Annotated in this window: 14 protein-coding genes; all 14 read right to left on the minus strand. The window is 69.3% G+C overall.

Going from position 1 to position 19,017, the window contains the following annotated elements; all coding sequences use genetic code 11:
• Positions 1–146: 146 nt before the first annotated feature.
• The 14 genes from L2Y94_RS15885 to L2Y94_RS15950 are packed head-to-tail and all read right to left on the minus strand — an operon-like array spanning position 147 to position 18,993.
• Entirely contained in the window at positions 147–872 is a 726-nt protein-coding gene (locus tag L2Y94_RS15885; protein ID WP_247368760.1) for a PP2C family protein-serine/threonine phosphatase, read from the minus strand.
• The gene (gene tagF / locus L2Y94_RS15890) at positions 869–1,426 is read right to left on the minus strand and encodes a type VI secretion system-associated protein TagF (RefSeq protein ID WP_247368762.1); all 558 of its coding nucleotides are present in this window, start codon (positions 1,424–1,426) and stop codon (positions 869–871) included. The genes L2Y94_RS15885 and tagF overlap by 4 nt, the downstream gene beginning before the upstream one ends.
• Positions 1,423–4,956, minus strand: coding sequence for a type VI secretion system membrane subunit TssM (gene tssM, locus L2Y94_RS15895; RefSeq protein WP_247368764.1), 3,534 nt, complete (start codon positions 4,954–4,956; stop codon positions 1,423–1,425). The genes tagF and tssM overlap by 4 nt, the downstream gene beginning before the upstream one ends.
• Positions 4,953–6,251: a type IVB secretion system protein IcmH/DotU gene (icmH, locus tag L2Y94_RS15900; protein WP_247368780.1), complete on the minus strand. Its 1,299-nt coding sequence runs from the start codon at positions 6,249–6,251 to the stop codon at positions 4,953–4,955. The genes tssM and icmH overlap by 4 nt, the downstream gene beginning before the upstream one ends.
• Positions 6,252–6,254: 3 nt before the next feature.
• Entirely contained in the window at positions 6,255–7,595 is a 1,341-nt protein-coding gene (gene tssK / locus L2Y94_RS15905) for a type VI secretion system baseplate subunit TssK (protein WP_247368783.1), read from the minus strand.
• Positions 7,592–8,917, minus strand: a complete 1,326-nt coding sequence (gene tagH / locus L2Y94_RS15910) for a type VI secretion system-associated FHA domain protein TagH (RefSeq protein ID WP_247368786.1) — start codon at positions 8,915–8,917, stop codon at positions 7,592–7,594. The genes tssK and tagH overlap by 4 nt, the downstream gene beginning before the upstream one ends.
• Positions 8,914–9,456, minus strand: a complete 543-nt coding sequence (locus tag L2Y94_RS15915) for a DUF6931 family protein (RefSeq protein WP_247368789.1) — start codon at positions 9,454–9,456, stop codon at positions 8,914–8,916. Before L2Y94_RS15915 ends, tagH begins: the two co-directional genes overlap by 4 nt.
• Positions 9,453–11,390 (minus strand): type VI secretion system Vgr family protein, encoded by a 1,938-nt coding sequence (locus L2Y94_RS15920; RefSeq protein ID WP_247368792.1) that lies wholly within the window; start codon positions 11,388–11,390, stop codon positions 9,453–9,455. Before L2Y94_RS15920 ends, L2Y94_RS15915 begins: the two co-directional genes overlap by 4 nt.
• Before the next feature lie 4 nt (positions 11,391–11,394).
• On the minus strand, positions 11,395–12,438 hold the full coding sequence (locus L2Y94_RS15925) for a hypothetical protein (RefSeq protein ID WP_247368795.1): 1,044 nt from the start codon (positions 12,436–12,438) through the stop codon (positions 11,395–11,397).
• Positions 12,435–15,104 carry a type VI secretion system ATPase TssH gene (gene tssH / locus L2Y94_RS15930; protein ID WP_247368797.1) on the minus strand — a complete coding sequence of 890 codons (2,670 nt, stop codon included), beginning with the start codon at positions 15,102–15,104 and terminating at the stop codon, positions 12,435–12,437. The genes L2Y94_RS15925 and tssH overlap by 4 nt, the downstream gene beginning before the upstream one ends.
• Positions 15,101–16,144: a type VI secretion system baseplate subunit TssG gene (gene tssG / locus L2Y94_RS15935; protein ID WP_247368800.1), complete on the minus strand. Its 1,044-nt coding sequence runs from the start codon at positions 16,142–16,144 to the stop codon at positions 15,101–15,103. Before tssG ends, tssH begins: the two co-directional genes overlap by 4 nt.
• On the minus strand, positions 16,108–17,973 hold the full coding sequence (tssF, locus tag L2Y94_RS15940; RefSeq protein WP_247368803.1) for a type VI secretion system baseplate subunit TssF: 1,866 nt from the start codon (positions 17,971–17,973) through the stop codon (positions 16,108–16,110). The genes tssG and tssF overlap by 37 nt, the downstream gene beginning before the upstream one ends.
• 5 nt (positions 17,974–17,978) lie before the next feature.
• On the minus strand, positions 17,979–18,479 hold the full coding sequence (tssE, locus tag L2Y94_RS15945) for a type VI secretion system baseplate subunit TssE (protein WP_247368806.1): 501 nt from the start codon (positions 18,477–18,479) through the stop codon (positions 17,979–17,981).
• Between the two features lie 7 nt (positions 18,480–18,486).
• Entirely contained in the window at positions 18,487–18,993 is a 507-nt protein-coding gene (locus L2Y94_RS15950) for an Hcp family type VI secretion system effector (protein WP_144909673.1), read from the minus strand.
• Between the last annotated feature and the right edge of the window lie 24 nt (positions 18,994–19,017).

Raw genomic sequence — 19,017 nt, forward strand, 5'->3', positions numbered from 1 at the left:
GCGGTGCCAGCCCTCGCTGGAACCCTGCGACGACGAATGGGTACCCGTGCCGGTGCGCTCGCCCTGGTGATGCAGCGGCTTCACCACCGTGCGATCGCCGTCGTCCTGCAAGGGCGCGAGGCGCGTGGGGTCGTTCGGATGCATGCTCATTCCTCCATCTCGTCGAGCCGTACCACCACGGCCGACACGTTGTCCCGGCCCGCGCGTGACAGCGCGCCGCCGACCAGCCCCTGCAACAGCGCCTGCGGGGCGGCATCCCGCCGGCAACAGGCTTCGATCTCGGCATCGCTCAATTCCTTGTTGATGCCGTCGGAACACAGCACGAAACACATGCCCGGCCGGCGCGGACTCACCACCCAGTCGACGTACAGCCGTTCTTCGGCACCCACCGCGCGGGTCAGCACCCCGGGCGCGACCGCCGGCGCGGCCTGTCCGGCGAAACGCGTCACGTCGGTACGGTCGCCATGCACGTGGTCGCGGGTGAGCAGTCGAAGGCGTCCGTCTTCGAAGCAGTAGGCGCGGCTGTCGCCCACCCAGCCGCACGCCACCATGTCGCGGGAATGCACCAGCACCACCACCGTGGAGGCGATCGCGTCCACGCGGCGTTCGCGCGCGGCATGGCGCAACAGGCGATTGATATCCATCAGCTCGTCCTCGATCGCCTCGATCAGGTCGCTGAGATCGGCCCGCGCGGACAGCGCACCGAGCCGTTGCGCGATCAGGCCGCTCGCATAATCGCCGGCGGCATGGCCGCCGAGCCCATCGGCCACCATCCACAGGCCGATCCGGTCGGCGACGAGGATCGCGTCCTCGTTATGCCGGCGTACGTGGCCGGTGTCGGTACGACCGGCGGAAACATAGGGAAAGCTCATGCGATGTCCTCGGAGCGGCACAGGTGGCGAAGGCCCTCCGACAAGCCCGCCACCGCCAGGCCTCGGAAAGGGTCGGCGTCGTGCCAGAACAACGCGCTCGCGTCATTGCCCGACGCCGTGGGCAACGAAGGCGCGCCGGCCACGCGGGGCACGGGCAGCGATGCCACCGCGTCGTCCACCTCGTGCACGCTCGCACCCGCGACCGCCAGGTGCAGTGCCACCTCGGCCGCGGCGAACCACACCTCGTCGGTGACGCCGTGGGACAGGGGTGCGGCGACGGTCAACGGAAACACCCGCCCGACGCGATCGCGTGACGGCCCCACCACGCCGACCCACGATGCCTCGCCGCAGGGACCCGCGGCGATCACGAAACGCAAGGGCCGCATGGCGAGGAAGGCCTCGGGCCACGCGTCGCCGAGTCGCGACGCGTTCGCGATCAGCGATTCGCGGCAGGCCGCGTCCCAGGGTTCGACGAAGGCGGCGGGCAAACGCCGCTGCACGAAGTCGCCCGCGGCAGGCAACTTGCCGTACCAGCCCGCGACGGGCGTCCTCATGCCGGACACCGGAAGCGATGCACGCTGGTATCGCCGAACGGATTGCGCAGGCTCGCCGCCTCGACGTCGATCGCGGCATGCACGGTACCGAAGTCGAATCCCGCGCCGAAGCGCGTTTCCGTGCGACGTTGCAAGGAGGCGGCGTCCAACGCGTGGAACAGGCCCCACTCCCCCGGGTACTCGAGTACCGGCAGTGCCTTGCCCTCGGTATCCCATGCGCTGATCCGGGTCAGGCCCGGCTTCGGGCCCGGCCAGTGCATCGGCATGGGGGCGGAGGCGTCGCCGGCCTTGTACTCGAACGACTGGCCATCGACTTCCACGGTCAACCGGCCGATGCCGGACGGCGGCGTGCCGATCGACAGCGTGAACGCCACGTCCGGCTGCGGTCCGTCGCGGAACCACACCTGCCGGATCGTGTCGGCCAGTTGCGCCTGCGCCAGCAACGTGGCGCTTCCATGGGCGCCGTCGCGGAAGGTCCAGTTCGCACCGCCGGTGTCCACGGACTTCGCGAGCGTCTGCCGGAAGAACGCGTCGAAGCGGCCGCCAGGGCCGAACAGACGGCTGAAATCCTGCAAGGGCACGTCGTTGCGGCTTCCCGCCGTGAAGGGATAGCGCCCCTGCACGACCATCGCGCAATCGTTGCCCGCCGCCTGGCGGAAGCCGTCGTTGAGCGCGCCGCTGGCGTCCTTGTCCACCAGCGACTGACTGCTGCCGACCAGGCCGCCGAGCCAGTCCGAGAACGGCGCCGGCAATTGCGCCGTTTCCTGCCGGGCCGACAGGAGCGACGGATCGCCCTGCCCGGGCCCGTCGGTGCCCGGTCGCTGGGCGAGCAGCGCCTTGCTGACCTGGTCCAGCGATGCGAGCACGCGATCCAGCGGCGTGGCGCCGGGCGCGCCGTCGGTGAGCTGGTTGATCGGCGCGAAGTGCTCGACGATCGGCGCATCCGGCCGATCGGTCGATGGACGCTTCGTCGTCGGCCCCGCGGCTTCGGCGACGATGCGCGCGACTTCGCTGCGCCGCTTCACGTCGTCGATGGCGCGTTTTTCCGCGTTCGCCGCCACGCGATCGCCCACGTCGGGCGCGTTCTGCCGAAGCAGGTCGGTGGTGTTGTCGCGGATGAGCATCAGCAACGCCTTCAGCGGCGAGCCGGGCCCGGACAGGCGTGACGCCACGCCGCTGGCCTGCTGCACGTTCGCCACCGGCTGCAGGGCCAGGTCGCCGATGAGGTCGTCCCACGCGCGGATGTAATCGGCCGCGTAAAGCGTACGTACCTGCGCCGCCAGCGAGGCGCGACGCAACGGGTCGTCCGCTTTCGCGCCGAACACCCAGTCTTCCTTGACGAAGCGCGACACGGCCGCGGCGATCCCGCCACCGTTGCCGATGCCCGACACCGGCGCATCGCTGACCATCTCGGCGAACACCGGACGCGTGTAAAGGGCCGGCAACGGGCGCGACAGCGGCGCGCCGCTACGACGGCGAAACACGTCGCCGAGCAGGCCCAGCGTGCGATCCAGGCGCACGGCTGCGTCCTGCCGGGTTTCGGCGGTGAGCTTCAATCCACCGTAGATCAACGTGGCCAGGTCCGCCGCGCGCAGCGAGGCCCGGGCGGCATCCACCAGCGACGCGTCCATCGGCAACGCGCGCAGGTGGTCACCACTTTCGAACAGCACGCGGAAGTGACCCTGCAACGCATCGACCAGCGCGTCCTCGTTGGGAAACACCTCGCGCCAGCGTTCGGCGGCCAGCAGCACGAGCTCGTCCACGTCGCGGTGTTCCGGCTCGCCGAGCATCAGGTAGCCCTTGAGTACGTCGTAGAGGCGCTGCGGTTCGTCGGCCGATGCACGCAGGCCGTCGCGGAACTGCATGGACAGGCCCGGTATCACGCTCGCGTTGATCTCGCGTTCGTAGGCGCCGCGCACCTGCGCTTCCACGGCATCGCCCTGGAACAGACCGAAACGCATCGACAGCGGCCGCTCGTCACGCACGCCGGCCGCCGCCTGGTCCGCGCGAGCCAGCACGTCCAGGCGCTGCAAGGCCTGGGCGTAGTACGGGCGCAACGCCGCGGGCTGGCCCGGCTCGCCGGGAAAATCGCGGAGCACCTGGTCCACGCGGGCGATGAAATCCGCGTTGCGCCCGTAGCTGGTCGCCATGCCCACGAGCAACGCGGCCGTCAGCGTGCCGACGCCGGCAATGGCCGCCGCCTCCAGCACCCGGCGACGACGAAGGGCTCCTGGATCGGCACCGACGAACCCGGCTTCGGGCAGGATCGTTTCGCGGAACAGGCGCTCCACGAAATACGTGCGGCGCGGCGTGCGTTCGGCGGCCGGGACGCCGGGACGCACGCCGAAGGCGCGGCCCACCACCGACAGCACGCGGTCGATGGGCGTGCCCTCCTGCGTGCCCGAGGTGAGGTATACGCCGCGCAGCACCGGCGAACGGCCATAGGCGTGACGGGCGAACACGCCGCCGACGAGCGGCTGCGTCGCATCGCGCAAGGCGCGCAATTGCTGCGGAAACGACAGGATGCGCGTGCGCCGGCGCACGTCGCGCTCGGCGTGCATGCGTTCGATGAGCCGGGCATCGACACGCTCCAGCAGCGCGTCGAACTCGGCGCCGAAACGCGACGGCGCGCTGCCGTCGACGCTCTGCGACGCGTCGAAGGTCATGCCCCACACCTGCGAGCGCGACGAGGGGTCCAACGCATCGAAGAATTCGCCGAACCCCGAGGCGAGATCGACCTTGGTCAACACGAGGTAGACCGGCACCGCGATGCCCAGCCGGGTACCGATCTCGTCGAGCCGCTCGCGTAGTGTGCGAGCATGCCGGTCGCGTTCAGGGTCGTCCATCGCCAGCAGCTCGGCCACGCTCATCGTCAACAGCACGCCGTTGACCGGCCGACGGCGGCGATGTCGGCGCAGCAGGTCGAGAAAGGCGTCCCAGGCCTTCGCGTCGGCCAGGGGATCGGAATCCTGCGTCGCGTAACGCCCCGCGGTGTCGAGGAACACGGCCTGGTCGGTGAACCACCAGTCGCAGTGGCGCGTACCACCGATGCCGCCCACCGAGCGCTTGCCGGTGCCCTGCATCAGCGGAAAGTCGAAACCGGAATGTTCCAGCAACGTGCTCTTGCCCGACCCCGGCGCACCGATGACGAGATACCACGGCAGGTCTTCAAGGGTGCCGCCGCCGTCGCGACGCTTGCGCAACAGGGCCAGCGCCTCGGCGAAGCGCTTGCGCAACGCCTCGCGCTCGGCATGGGCCCGCGCATCCGCATCAGTGCGCACCGGATCGGCCTGCGATGCCAGTTCCTGTTCCATGCGACGCGCGCGGCGGCGGGCCAGCGCGTGGCGCAAGGCGAGCACGCCCAGCCAGACGACGGCAACGAACACGATCACGCCGATGCGCGCGGCGACACCCGCCAACGGCTGGCTGTCGCCGAAGCCGAGCCAGGGGCCGCCGAACCAGACGATCAGGCCGCACAGCACGATGCCCAGCGCCGCATGGAACCAGGGATTGCGAAACACGTTCTTCATCCCGCCTCCGGAACGAACAGGATGTCCACGCGGCGGTTGCGCGCGCGGTTCGCGGGAAGCTCCGCGGGCGTCGCCACCGGTTGCGAATCGCCGGCACCGCTGGTCTCGACGCGTCGCGGATCGTCGAGCTGCTTCACCAGGATCGCGCCGACGTTGCGCGCACGCGCCGTGGACAGCTCGAAGTTGTCCTTGAAGCGCAACGAACGGATCGGCTGGTCGTCGGTATGCCCCACCACCACGATGCGGCCGCGCACCTGGTTCAACGCCTTGCCAACGCGACCGATCAGCGCCGCCTGCACGGGCGCCACGTCGGCACCTCCGGAGGGGAACATCTCGGTGGCCGCCAGTCGCAGCACCGTCTGGCCATCGGGCCTCTCGTCGATGGCCAACGCGCCGTTGCGCGCATCGTCGCCGAGCAGGTCGCGCAGGCTCACCGGGGCCGGCTTCGCCACGACCGCCGCCGCGGGCAGCGGCACGCCACGCAAGCCGATGGCGGCAAGGCGCGCATTCACCGGCTCGCCGATGCCGTTGAGCCTTTCGTGCAGGTAGATCCAGGTGCCGAGCAGGATCACGGCGGCGGCAAGTCCCGCGATCCATACCGGCAGGCCACGGCGCGGCCGCAGCGGCCGGTCGAGTCCGCGCCAGCGGGGCGACAGCTCCGCCGGCGCGGCCGAACGATACGCGGCGATGCGACGGTAAAGGTCTTCGCGACGGTCGGCCAGCCTGGCCAGCCCACCCGACTCCACCAGGTAACGGCCGCCGAAACCCAGCGCGAGGCACAGGTACATCATCTCGACAAGGTCGATGTGCCGGACCATGTCCTGGCACAGGCGATCGAGGATCACGAAGAATTTCTCGCCGCCGTAGGTCTCGTCGTGAAAGGTCACCAAAAGCGTCTGCCGTTGCCAGCCGGTGTGTTCGCCCCACGGCGAATCGAGCACCGCCTCGTCGAGCATGGTGCACAGCACGTAGCGTGCGGCGACGCCCGTCTGCGCGTCGAAGCCGGCCTGCGACGCCATGGCATCGAAACGCCGGATGCCGGCGACGGCACGCTCGCGTAGCAGCGCCATGTCCGGCATCTCCGCGCTGGTGCGCAACTGCGCGGCCAGCAGCAGCAACGGATTGGCGGCACGCACCAGCGGATTGCCGCCGGCGGCCGGCAACTCGCGCGCGGATTCGGGGATCGATGGCGCGGTTTCGCGCGTCGCGCGCGGTACGCTGTCGCCGGGTGGCGGCATGGCCGCGCGCACCACCGTGGCGTCGTCGTCGCGAGGAAGCCTGGGTTCGATGGGCATCGGTCAGTTCCTCACCGCCCACAGTTCCAGCGCGAGCCCGTCGAAGCCGTTGCCGAAGTGCAGGGCCACGCCGCCCGACGTGCGCAGCGTCTTCCACATGGGTGAGCGGGTATCGAGCTCGAAATACTGGTAACCGGACTGGTACGGGATCTGTCGCGGCGCCACGGGCAGCGACGCCACGGCGATACCCGGCAGTTGCAGGTTGACCAGGTCGCGGATCTTCTCCACCGGCCCGATCTTCGACTGCGTCGGCAGGCGCCGGCGCATGTCCGCCGCCGGGATATCGGCCTTGGCCGCGAGCACGAACGACGCCCCGTCGAGCAAGGTCGGGTCGGGCACGGTACCGACCCACACGCCGAACTTGCGCTGCTGCAACGGCACGGAAATGGCCGTCTGTTCGAGCACCGCGCTAAGGCTCGCGCGCAGCGAGGCGAACACCGGATCGAAACTCACGCGCAGGCGCTCGTGGCGGTACGGCGGAAAGCCCTCCGCCCGCTTGCCGGGCGCGGTGAACGTCGCCAGTTCGCCCGCCATCCCGAGCAGCAGGCGATACAGCTCCTCCGGGTGCAGCAGGGGCGCTTCGGCCAGGTGCGCCAGCACGGGCTGATGACGGTTGACCAGTTGCAACATCAGGAAATCGGCCAGCTCGGCCGTGCTCGTGCGGTCGGTGCCGGCCACGCGCCCGGCGAGTGCTTCGCCGCGCTGGTGCAACAGGCCGAGCAGTTCGGTGAGGAACAACGTGAGCCGCTGCGACGCCCGGCTCGACAGGGCGCTGGGAATGAAGCCTTCGTCGAGCACCACGCGACGGTCGGCGCGGCATTCGACCAGATGGGCCAGCGGCAGTTCGACCAGGCCTTCGCGCGGCTGTGAGGCCACGGCCAGGCGCGCCGCCAACCCGCCCACTTCGAGCACGACCGTGCCGCTCGTGCTGCCGGAGGCATCGTTGACCTCGGCTTCGCGCACGGCGAAACGCGAGAGCTGGCCCGGGGCCGCCTGCTCCGGCCAGAGGCTCTCGGCCTGGGTCGGCGATCGCAGCGGCAAGGTGAGGTAGACGACCTGGTCGCGCCAGTTGCCGTCGATGTCCAGCGGCGGCGGCAACGGATCGCGATCGGGCATCGAGAACGGGGTGCCGTCGGGGAAGACGCCGCGCGCGCTGCGGATGCCGAGCTTGCCGATCGCCAGCAGGTCGCGTTCCAGCTCCAACTCGTCGAAACCCCACGGATGGGGGCGCAGCGTCGCCGCGCGCAACTCCACGTAGCGTTCGATATAGCGGTCCTGCTGCTGCATGTGCTGCGGACGCAGGAACAGGCCTTCGCTCCACACCACCTTGTTGAATGCACTCATCGTCCGTCGTCCATCGGCTTGCCGCCGCGTTTGTGGCTGGCGAGCTGGTCTTCGTAGGCCCGTGCGAATTCGTCGCCGAACAGGCGGCGGAAACGTTCGTCGGGGTCGCCCGCGAGACCGTCGAAGTGCGCCCGGTAGCGCTCCCACGCGCCCTTGCCCGTGCCGAAACCGAAGCGCGACCGCTTCGCGCCGTCCTCGAAGCGGTCCGGGTCGAACTGCGCCACGAGGTCGTCGAATGCCGCGCGCACCCCGGCCAGCAAGGCCACCTGGTGCAAACGGATGTCGTCCATCGCATCGACGATGGCCGCCTCGCCGGAAAGGAAAGCCTCGCCCGGCGGGGCAAGCAGGCGGGACATCGCCTCCCGTGCGCTGGGCGCGAATTTCAGCGGATTGTTCTCGGTGCGGCGGATCAACGTCGCGGGCATGCGGAAGCCATTCTTCAGTTCCGCCCGCGCGCGCAGCACGTCCATCACGCCGTCGAGCATGCGCAGGAATAGTGGTTCCAGGGCATGGGCCTCCGTCGTCGGTCGAACCGGTTCGGCCGCCGCCGCGGGTGCGGCCACGGGGGCAGCCACGGGAGGTTCCACGACGGGAAGCGGCTCGGGCGCCGACGGCTCGACCGTCTCTTGCGCGGCAGGCATGGCGAAGAGGCTGCGCGTGCGATCCCAGTTTTCCGGCAACACCGCCGCCGCGGGTCTGGCGCGAGCATCCACGGCGGGCGGCGCGAAGTGCTCCGCCATCGGCGAGGCATGGTTCCAGCCCGGCGAAGGCTCTTCCCGTCCCGACGATTCGACGGACAGGATGGGCGTCGAGGCGGACAGCCAGGCCAGCGGGTCGAGCGACCGCGCGTCGCCCGCGGCCACGGGCATCGAAGCCGGCCCGACCGGTTCGGGCACGCGCGCAGCCTCGAAGGCGACGGGTGCGACGGTATTCGCCGTGACGTCGTCCGCGGGGCGCACGCGCGGCGCGGTCGTCGGTGCCGTCCGGTCGGCGGGCGCCTGGATCGCGACCTCGATGTCGAACGTGTCGATGCGCAGGCGATCGCCATGGCGCAACATGGCGGGCTCGCCGTTGCGCATGGGCGCGCCGTTGAAGAGCATGCCGTTGGTGCTGCGGTCCTCCACGAAGTACATGCCGTTGAGGTAGCGCACCTGGGCGTGCAGGCGCGAAACGCCGCGCGCCTGCAGCACCCAATCGCACTGCTCCGCGCGGCCGATCGAGAGATCGTGTCCCTCCACGCGCCTGCTGGCGTCGGCGCCTGGGTCTCCCGCCGCGTCGGCGGGCACGGTCAGGACCAGGATCGGTCCGGCATCACGATTCATGCGGTTTCCTCCAGGGGAAGCAGGTCGAGCGCCGCGGAGGCATAGGCCCGGCAGCGTGCGTCGAAGTCGCCGGCCGTCGCGGCGATGAGCAGCAGCGCGGCCGCGGCGGTGCGTGCCATGAGCGCGACGGGCACGGGACCGATGGGTTGGCCTTCGCCGTCGAGCATCCGACCCTCGGCCCAGGCGGCGCTGGCCGCGACGAGGGCCCCCACGCCGTTGAAGTCGCGCGCCATCGCGTGCGCGAGCGCATCGCGACGCCGCGGCTCGTCGCGTTCGCGCATCCAGGCTTCGGCCACGGCGATGCCGGCGAGTTCGCGCTCGTCGTCCACCGCCGAGCGAACGCATTGGCAAATCCACGGCACCACGTAGCCGCGTGGCATCAACCGCACCGCCAGGCGAAGGGCCGCGGCGACGAGGCCCGCGTCGAGCAGGGCATGTACCGCCCGGCGCGGCGACATGCCGTCGCGGAGCACGGCTTGTTCGGCATCCGCCAGGGCCATGTCGCGGGCGGCCAGCACGGGAGCGATCGGCGTATTCACAGGAGCAGCGGCGGCGTGCCCTTCAGCACGGCCGGACCCAGGGTGGATTGCAGCATCAGCGCCGCGCCCGCCGTTACCGTCACGGCGGCGGTGGCTGTCATCGTGACGGCCGCGCCGGAGGTCATGGTGAGCGCCGCGCCGGACACGAGGTTGATCGTGGCGGCCGCGTTCACGCGCAGCATGCTGCCGGTGATCTGGATCTGCCCGTCGCGGCGCATGACGATGCGTGCCATGCCGGTCACCAGCTCGATTTCCTCGCCGGCCTCGATGCGCAGGCGGCGGCCGACGTGCAGCGTGTCGTCACGGCCCACGTCATGCGTGCGGTCACGCTTGACCTCTTCCGTCTCGTCGCGGTCGATGGTGCTGAAGTGATCGTTCTCGGCCTCGTGGCGCAGGTCGCGTTGCGCATGGAAGTACAGTTCCTCCGCGCCCTTGCGGTCTTCGAAGCGGATCTCGTTCGCCTCCCCGGGGCCGCCGAGCAGGCTGCGGCTGACCACGCCGCTGCGCGTGCGTTCGTCGGGCAACGGGTACGGCGGCATGTGTTCCTGGTTGTAGACGCTGCCGATGATGAGCGGCCGGTCGGGGTCGCCCTCGAGGAAACTCACCACCACCTCCTGTCCCACGCGGGGAATCTGCACCGCGCCCCAGCGTTTGCCCGCCCAATGCGAGGCCACGCGCACGGGACACGACTGGTCGGCCTTCGGCTTGGACGGCGGATTCCAGAAAAACTGCACCTGCACGCGGCCGTACTTGTCGACGGCGATGTCCTCGTCCGTGGCGCCATACACCACCGCGGTCTGCAGGCCGTGGATGCGCGGCCGGGGAGTGGTCTGCGCGGAGCGAAAGGCCTGGCGGCTGCGGATCACCTCGAACTCGCACTTGAACGGTTCTTCGTCCGCGTCCGGCTCGATGCCACCGGCCTGGTAATCCACCTCGACGAGGCGGATGCGGCTGGCGATCACCAGGTATTCGTCGTTGGCCGCGCCCAGCGGAAAATCGGTGAGCCGGAACAGGTTGCCGGTGGCCATGCCCACCGCGTCGGTGACACCCGACGACGTAGCCTGCGCCACGTTGGCCGCTTCGATGCGCGCGCGCGCGAAACGCCGGCCGTCTTCCGTTCGCTGGGCGTGGTCGGGGCCGACGTAGGGATAGTCATAGATGTCGAGTTCGCCCGCGGCGGGCGCGGACGTTTCCGCCACGGTTTCGTCGGCGAGCAGCGACGCGCGTGGCCGCAGGTAGTCGTAGTCGTCCAGGCGCACGCGGGTGGATTGCACCGAGCGCGCCACGGTCCATTCCGCGACCGAGGCCCGCATGCGGTTGCCACGCTCGGTGGGCGGCACGTAAGGCACGGTGTCGAAACCGGGCTCCGCGCGATGCGCGCCGAGCGAATCGCACAGGACCATGGTGTGCACGCCGTCGGCATGGGTGAAGTAGTAGTAGATGCCCTCCTGTTCCATCAACCGGCTGATGAAGTCGAAGTGCGTCTCGCGATACTGGACGCAGTATTCGCGCGGGGGATAGTTGCCCGTCAGGGCCAGCCGCACGTCGCCGTATCCCGATTCGGAAAGCACCGTACGGACGATGTCGGGGACGGAACGGTTCTTGTGGATGCGGCAGTCCACCGTGCGGCGCAGCAACCACGGACGCGGCACCAGCTGGAACCGGTATACGGCGTAGCGCACGTTGTCGACCATGACGAAGCCGGCCTGCTCGGCCTCGGCGACGATGCCGTCGAAGTAGCGCACGTAACCTTGTGGCGTGGTGACCTTGACCGTCATCCGGGTGGCCAGCAGCGCACGCAGGTCGATCGAAGCCTCCTTGCTGACCGCTTCCACGCGAAAGGAGAACAGGCGACCCAGGGATTCCTCGGTCGTCATGTTGGCGAAGCGGAGTGCATCGCCCCGCGCGCTGGTGAGCGTGATCGCATGGGCCATCGCGCTATACCTGGTCCGGCCCGCCGACCCTGAACGGGTTCAGGACATGCGTGTTCTCGAAGCCTCCGACGCCCAGGTCGGACAGGCGCGTTCCGTGCTCGCCAGGATTCACCCCCCAGCCCGCGTAATGATGGACGGCCCAGTCGTCCTTGCCGACCGGAGCGAGGGCGAACTGGATGTGCTCGTCCCTTTCCACGCTGTTCAAACGGCTACCGCCGGCACGCGTGGATTCGTAGAACTTGTAGCGGTTCTTCGAGACGAAGGTGAGTTCGTCGAAGCCCGCGAGCAGGCGCGTATGGACCTGCATCAGGCTGTCGAGCTTCGTGTCGCCGATCGACGTACGTATGAACCAGTCGGTCAACGCGGCGTACGTCTGGGTGAATTCGTCTTTCCGGCTCTTGACCTCCTGCTCGAACGCCACCGCGGCCTTCGCATCGATGGTGGTGCTGACCGGTACCGCGCCATTGCCCAGCATGGCCACCCTGTCCGGGATGGTCTGCAGGCGTACCCTCGCGACGCGACGGCCCTGCTGGCCCTTGTCGGTCAGGGAGATGTGCCGGAAATAGAACTCGTCGGTGAATCCGCGGCTCGCCTCGTACTTTTCCGCTTCGCCGTAACTCTTGAACGCCGCCCAGTAGTGCCCCCTCGCCTGCAAGCCCATGCTCACCAGCGAATGCAGGCGGCGCTTGAGCCGCCGCGCCTGGATCTCGTACGGCTCGATCTTTTCGCCGTCGCAGACGCAGACCGCCTCGTTCATACCGAAGCGGCCCAGCAGGACCTGGTCGTTCGCCGTCTGCTGGGCCTTGGAAGTGGCCAGCGACAGATTGATCCGCCATTCGCCCGGACCGTTCGCCCTGTCGACCTCGCGAATGAAGCGGTCGAAGGTGGCCTGTCCGTCGCCAAGCTCCGCCGCGTTGGCACGGGACCACTCGGCGAGGATCGCGGTGTCGATCACGAACTGCCTCGGACCCCTCCGTCCGGTATCCGGATGGGGCAGACCCTCGGCCTCGCAGGACGGATCGTTGGCCAGGTAATCGAGAAGCCTCATGCTTCGACCTCCACCGCATCGTCGAAGCGATAGACGAAGCCGGCGTCGGCCACGTCGACCTCCACGCGTTCCATCGACGCACCCGTCATCGTGCGTGTGAGGAAGGCGCGGCTGACGTCGGGCAGCATGGTATTGGTGAGGATGGCGCCGATCATGCGGCCACCGGATTCGCTCTCGGTGCAACGGGATACGACGTGATCCACCACCGCGTCGGTGTAGGCGAAGGTCACGCCATAGCGGGACTCCACGCGCCGACGAATGCGCTCGAGCTGCAGCCGCACGATGCTGCCAAGCATCGGGCCGCTCAGCGGGTAGTACGGCACCGTGACGAGACGACCCAGCAAGGCCGGGGGAAACACGTCGAGCAGCGGCGCGCGCAGCGCGGCGGCCATCGTCTCCGGATCGGGTTGGGTAGCGGCCCGCGCGTACAGGTGCGCGATCGCCTCGGTGCCCGCATTGGTCGTAAGGATGATCAACGTGTTGCGGAAGTCGATGGAGCGGCCTTCGCCGTCTTCCATCACGCCCTTGTCGAACACCTGGAAGAAGATCTCGTGGACGTCGGGATGCGCCTTCTCCACCTCGTCGAGCAGGACCACCGAATACGGCCGGCGGCGCACGGCCTCGGTCAGCACGCCGCCCTCGCCGTAGCCCACGTAGCCGGGAGGCGCGCCCTTGAGCGTGGAAACGGTATGCGCTTCCTGGAATTCGCTCATGTTGATGGTGATGAGGTTCTGCTCGCCGCCGTACAGCGCCTCGGCGAGCGCCAACGCGGTCTCCGTCTTGCCCACGCCCGAGGTGCCCGCGAGCAGGAACACGCCGACCGGCTTCGACGGGTCGTCCAGCCCGGCGCGCGAGGTCTGCACGCGGCGGGCGATGGCCTGCATCGCATGATCCTGTCCGATCACCCGCTTGCCGAGGGTATCGGCCAGGTTCAGCACGGCATCCACTTCGCTGTGCAACATGCGGCCCACCGGAATGCCGGTCCAGTCGGCGAGCACGGCCGCCACCGCCTGCGCATCGACCCAGGGGTGGATGAGCGGATGTTCGCCCTGCAGGTCCGCGAGGTTGGCCTGGAGCGTCGCCAGTTCGATGCGCACGGCATCGGCGTCGAAGGCGTCCGTGGCGGCGCTCGCCTCGCGCAGCCTGGCCCGCAGGCCGAGGATGGATTCGACCAGGCCCTTTTCGTCGTGCCAGGCCTGTTCCAGTTCCGCCAGCTTCTCCACTTCGAGGGCCGTCGCGGTCTCGACCGCGGCGGCGCGTGCCGACGTATCCATGCCCACCGCCGATTCCCGGCGGATGATCGACGCCTCCACTTCCAGCGCCTCGATGCGGCGGCGCGCATCGGCCACGGCGGCAGGCACCGCATGATGGCTCACCGCCACGCGCGCGCAGGCCGTGTCGAGCAGGCTGACCGCCTTGTCGGGCAACTGGCGCGCGGGAATGTAACGATGCGACAACTTCACCGCCGCCTCGATCGCCTCGTCGAGCACCTGCACGCCGTGGTGCGACTCCATCACGCCCGCCACCGTGCGCAGCATCAGCACGCCGCGGCCTTCGTCGGGCTCGCCGACCTGTACGGTCTGGAAGCGACGGGTGAGCGCGGGGTCCTTCTCGATGTGCTTCTTGTATTCGGCCCAGGTAGTGGCGCCGATGGTACGCAGCGTACCCCGGGCGAGCGCGGGCTTGAGCAGGTTGGCCGCGTCGCCGGTACCGGCCGCGCCACCGGCGCCGACCAGCGTATGCGCCTCGTCGATGAACAGGATCACCGGCTTGGGCGAGGCCTGCACTTCGTCGATCACCTGGCGCAGGCGGCTTTCGAATTCGCCCTTCATGCTCGCCCCCGCCTGCAACAGGCCCACGTCGAGCACGCGCAGCTCCACCTCGCGCAACGCGGGCGGCACGTCGCCGGCGACGATGCGACGCGCGAAACCCTCGACCACGGCGGTCTTGCCCACGCCGGCCTCGCCGACCAGCATCGGGTTGTTCTGGCGGCGCCGCATGAGGATGTCGACCACCTGGCGGATCTCGTCGTCGCGGCCGACCACCGGATCGATGGCACCGTCGCGAGCCTGCGCGGTGAGGTCCACGGTAAAGCGTTGCAAGGCCTCGCGCTTGCCGAGCGCGGCGGGTGCCGCATCGCCCGGGGTGCCTTCGCCCGCACGGAAGCCGTCGCTCGCGGCGAGGCGATCTTCCGGCGAGCCCGCGACGATCCCCGGCAGTTCGTCGAGGAGGCGCTCGGCCTGGAAGGTGCCGAACTCGGCGGAGATGTCGAGCAGCACGTGGCGCAGGCGCCGCGTGCGCAGCATGGCCACCAGGAGGTAACCCGTGCGCACCTGCGATTCGCCGAAGGTGAGCGTGGCGTACACCCACGCACGCTCCACCGCTTCCTCGATGTCGGCCGACAGATCGCTCACCGACGAGGCGCCGCCGGGCAGTCGCTCCAGCGCGGCGGTGACGTCGCGCGCCAGTCGCGACGGGTCCAGCCCCGCGTGGCGAACGAGGCGATGCAGGTCGGAGTCGGCCAGTTCGAGGATCTGCTGCAGCCAGTGCACGAGTTCCACCTCGCGATGGCCGCGCAGGCGGCAGGACACGGTGGCGCCCTCGATGGCCTTGTAGGCCACGGCGTTGAGTTTTCCGAACAGGGCGGTACGGCGGATGTCGCTCACGATGGCGTCCTCGATCGATTCGGTGCGATAGCGGAAAAAGCGTTCAGGACCAGGTCCTCGGCGTCGCCAGGCCCGGGGTAGCGCCCCATCCAGGTGGACAGCCCCATGCGTGCGCCGCGCCCGAGGTGCACGGACGGCACCTCGTCGCGCAGCAGCACCACCTGGAGATCCCAGTCGACCTGGTCGGAGGCGTAGAAACGGACGATGGCGCCGAGCACGTCGAGCGCGTCGCCGCCGGGCAGGAAGCGACGGTAGTCGGCATAGCCGACCGGACCCACGCGGATGCGGATGCGATGCTGCGCGTCGCGAACGGCCTCGCCCAGGACGGCGGTGGTGCCCAGCCCCGCCATGCCGCCCCCCATGCGCAAGCGCCCTTCGTCGGGCAGGGGCAACCAGCCCGGCGAGAACTCGTCGAGCTGCACCGGCAGGCCGAAGTAAGCCGAGACCATGGCGCGCAGGCCTTCCGCGGGACGGGCCTGCGCGACGAGGCGCCCGGCCATAAAGCGGCGGAAATCGTCCGGCAGCGCGTCGCGATCGTGCAGGGCGCCAGCATGGATGCCGACGAAGGCGCCGAGGTATCCCGCGAAGGCATCGTCGTGCGGCCGGTCCATCTGCACCGTGGGCTGGGACTCGGCCCACGCGCGATAGAACAGCGCCAGCATGCGGTGATGGAAGGTGTCGACGAAGGCCGTGAAGGTTCGGTCCTGCGCGCTGCGCTCGCGCTCGAGCGTGTATTCGGTCAGGTGCAGCGGCAAGGCGCCATGCGGTCCCCACAGTCCCAGCATCAGGCTGTGCACGCGCGGCGTGTCGCCGGCGCGATCCACGCGGTCGATGGTGCGCGACGCGAAACCCAGCGAGGGCGCGTGCGCCAGGCGCACGGCATCGTCGGCGGGGCGCAGCGACCGGCCGATGCGCGGATGCCGCGGATATGCGCATTCCGCCCGCCGCAGCGCGTCGTACCAGTCGTACGCGCCCGGGTCGGCCTGCACCGCGTCGAACAGTGCTAGAGGATCGGGCGCGTGCCGGATCGTGCCGTCCACCGGGCCACCTCGTTGCGTTCAAGGGTATGCAACACCGTCTCGGCGAACGAATTCAGCGAGACGTAGCGTGCGAAGAAATGGCGCATCACCGCGCCGAACAGGTAGGCGCCGGTGCCTTCGAAGGCCCGGTCCTCGCAGGTCAGGGCGATTTCCAGCCCGCGCCCGTAGGTCACCGGTCCGCTCAAGGGCAGCCGTCGCACGATGGGCGTGGAACGCACCTCGCGCACGCCTTCCACCAGGCGGCGTGCCGTCGCGTCGAATTCGTCGCTGTACAGGGACAGCATCTCGCGGATCGCCGCGGCGCCGTCGGCGTGGTCGAGCAGCGACAGGTAATTCAGCTGAAGGTGGCTGATGAGTTTCCACGCGCCTTGCGTGTCGGCCATGGCGTCGCGTGGCCGCGTGGGGCCGGCCAGGCATCGGATGGCGCGTACCGGTGCATCGGTATCGAGATGGAAATCGGTGGCGCCCTTGCCGACCGGCATGTGCAGGGGCAGGTCGCGGTTGCTGCAGGTGAGCTGCATCCCGAGCTGGCGTAGCTGACTGGCATATGGCGCCTGCGCGCCGTCGACCAGCGCGATGAATACCTCGCCACCCACGTAGCTCGAACGCGGGCCATCGTCGCGCTGCCGCTGCGAAAGCACGCGCGGCTCGCGCCGCAGCGTGTAATAGGCCGAGGCCTTCCGGTGCCAGGTGCGGGCATTGCCGCCATAGAACGGAAAAAACGCCTGCTCGGGCTCCTGCCGGTCGCCGAAGCCCTGCACGTCGGCAACGTCGAAGACCTCGAAGTCCATCGGACGCGTGCGGTCAGCCAGCACGTGGTACTCGGCGAGGCCGTCGCGCAGGTGGATGCGGTCGGAGCGACGGGTGAACAAGTTGATCGCGGGCGTGCAATGCAGGCGGAAGTGGCTCGCGTCCACCGCGTTCTCGAGCCGGGGCAGCGCACGGTCGAGCCAGACCACCAGGTCGAATTCGCGGCGGGGCGTGCGCGGCAACGCGCGGGCCAGGCCGGCGAACGTCACGAAGAGGAATCGTTGCGGGCAGGCGAAGTATTCCTGCAGCAGCCGGTAACCGCTGAACGTGCGGTCGCTGACGGGCAGCAAGGCTTCGTCGTCGCCGAAGCCCGCCTCGCGGATGGCCGAGCGATCCAGGTGCGCCACGTGCTCGCCCGCCAGCACCGACAAGCCCAGGCCATTGCCCAGCACCTGTTCGTGCAGCTGGCTCGGTAGACCGTCGGCACCGCCGAAGAACACCTCGAGGGAATCGGTGGAAAACGCATCCAGCTGCGCGCCGCCGGTAAGCACGACGCGCAGGCGCAAGGCGGCCCGGGGACGCGTATGGGCGGGCACCGGCAGCGATGCCGCGGCGATGGCGGCGGGACTGGCGAAATAGCGCGCCTCGCCGATCGCCAGCGGCCGCAGCGTCACGTCGTGGGCGGTGCGGTATTCGCAGGCGGTGCGGTCGCCGAAGCCGATCTGCCCACGCAGGCTGCTACCCCGCGGCACGCGATGCCCTTCCACCGGAAGGCTTTCCGCATCGTCCACCGTCAGCTCCACCACCGCCATCGACGGCACCGGCTTGAGGAACGCGGGATACAGCATGTTCAACAGGTGCTGGGTGAACACCGGATGCTGCGCGTCGAGCTTCATCTGCACGCGTGCCGCCATGAAGGCGAACCCTTCGAGCAGGCGCTCCACGTACGGATCCGCGCACTCGATGCCCTCCATTCCCAGGCGGCCGGCGATCTTCGGATAGGCCGCGGCGAACTCCGCCCCCATCTCGCGGACGTGCTGGAGTTCCTGGCTGTAGTAGCGGAGAAGTCGGGGATCCATGGCGCTCAGCCGAGGCCCTCGAAGACGCTGAAGCGCGCCGTCTGCAGGTCCACCTCGGTTTTCAGGTAAAGGCCCAGCGGGAGCGGTTGCGCCCACAGGGTGGATTCGATGCGGAAGGACATCGTCAGGTGGTCCATGCGCGCGGCATCCACTTCGACGCTCACGCGCAAGGAGTCGGGTTCGAGGCGCGGCTCGAAGCGGACGATCGCCGCGCGCAGGCCTTGGCGGAACGCCTCCATGTCCATGCCCGCGACGATGCCGCCGGCCAGGTCGGGGATGCCGTAGCCCAGCGTGGAATCCTCGACGTGCGGCAGACCGGACGCCGCCGCGTGCGGCGGCCGGGTGCAGTTGAACAGCCAGCCGAGATCGCGTGCCACGTACTCGCGCAGGCGGGCCGACGTCATCACCCGTTGCTCCCTGCCCTCCTGCGCGACGTGCGGTTCGTCGTCGCGCAGGCGGTCGAGCAGCGAGGGTTGCAGTCGCTCCTGGGTGCTGAGGTCGGCCATGCGGAACTCAGGCCGTGCCCTTGACTTCCTGCATGTTGAAGGTGAAGTCCTTGGTGCCGCCGGACTTCTTGCCTTCGTCGTCCTGCGGCTGGAACGAGTACTTGAACTTGCCGAAGTGCAGGGTGATGTTCTCGGTAAGGCGCTCGTCGCCGCCCGAGCCGCCGGTGGACACCGAGGTGACCATCACGCCCTCGGAAAGCTCGATCGTGACGAAGTCGGTCTGCTCGCCCGTGGCGTTGGTGACGTACAGGGTGGCGGTATCCACGCGGGCGCCGGTGCAGCAGGCGTTGAGCAGCGCGTTGGAGCAGGAGTCCACGAACTTGGTGATGGTGATGTCCTGCACGTTGGCCTTGCCGCCCGAGGCGTAGCCCGCGCCGGTGTGCAGGTTGCCGGTGTTGCTGGCGCCCCACGACCACGCGATGATCGGCACCTCGCCCTTGTGCTTGGAATGGTTCGAGGCGCCCTCGATCTTCACCTGACCGGGGCCGAACTTGATGTGCATGTCGAAAGCCATGGAGCTTTTTCCTTAACGTGTAGG

Origin of the sequence: Luteibacter aegosomatis, assembly GCF_023078455.1 — a bacterium.
GTDB classification, from domain to species: domain Bacteria; phylum Pseudomonadota; class Gammaproteobacteria; order Xanthomonadales; family Rhodanobacteraceae; genus Luteibacter; species Luteibacter aegosomatis.

What these genes read in the sequence shown, in the direction of transcription:
- L2Y94_RS15885 (WP_247368760.1), bottom strand. Translation starts at nt 872, where the DNA reads ATGAGCTTTCCCTATGTTTCCGCCGGTCGTACCGACACCGGCCACGTA.
- tagF (WP_247368762.1), bottom strand. Translation starts at nt 1,426, where the DNA reads ATGAGGACGCCCGTCGCGGGCTGGTACGGCAAGTTGCCTGCCGCGGGC.
- tssM (WP_247368764.1), bottom strand. Translation starts at nt 4,956, where the DNA reads ATGAAGAACGTGTTTCGCAATCCCTGGTTCCATGCGGCGCTGGGCATC.
- icmH (WP_247368780.1), bottom strand. Translation starts at nt 6,251, where the DNA reads ATGCCCATCGAACCCAGGCTTCCTCGCGACGACGACGCCACGGTGGTG.
- tssK (WP_247368783.1), bottom strand. Translation starts at nt 7,595, where the DNA reads ATGAGTGCATTCAACAAGGTGGTGTGGAGCGAAGGCCTGTTCCTGCGT.
- tagH (WP_247368786.1), bottom strand. Translation starts at nt 8,917, where the DNA reads ATGAATCGTGATGCCGGACCGATCCTGGTCCTGACCGTGCCCGCCGAC.
- L2Y94_RS15920 (WP_247368792.1), bottom strand. Translation starts at nt 11,390, where the DNA reads ATGGCCCATGCGATCACGCTCACCAGCGCGCGGGGCGATGCACTCCGC.
- L2Y94_RS15925 (WP_247368795.1), bottom strand. Translation starts at nt 12,438, where the DNA reads ATGAGGCTTCTCGATTACCTGGCCAACGATCCGTCCTGCGAGGCCGAG.
- tssF (WP_247368803.1), bottom strand. Translation starts at nt 17,973, where the DNA reads ATGGATCCCCGACTTCTCCGCTACTACAGCCAGGAACTCCAGCACGTC.
- tssE (WP_247368806.1), bottom strand. Translation starts at nt 18,479, where the DNA reads ATGGCCGACCTCAGCACCCAGGAGCGACTGCAACCCTCGCTGCTCGAC.
- L2Y94_RS15950 (WP_144909673.1), bottom strand. Translation starts at nt 18,993, where the DNA reads ATGGCTTTCGACATGCACATCAAGTTCGGCCCCGGTCAGGTGAAGATC.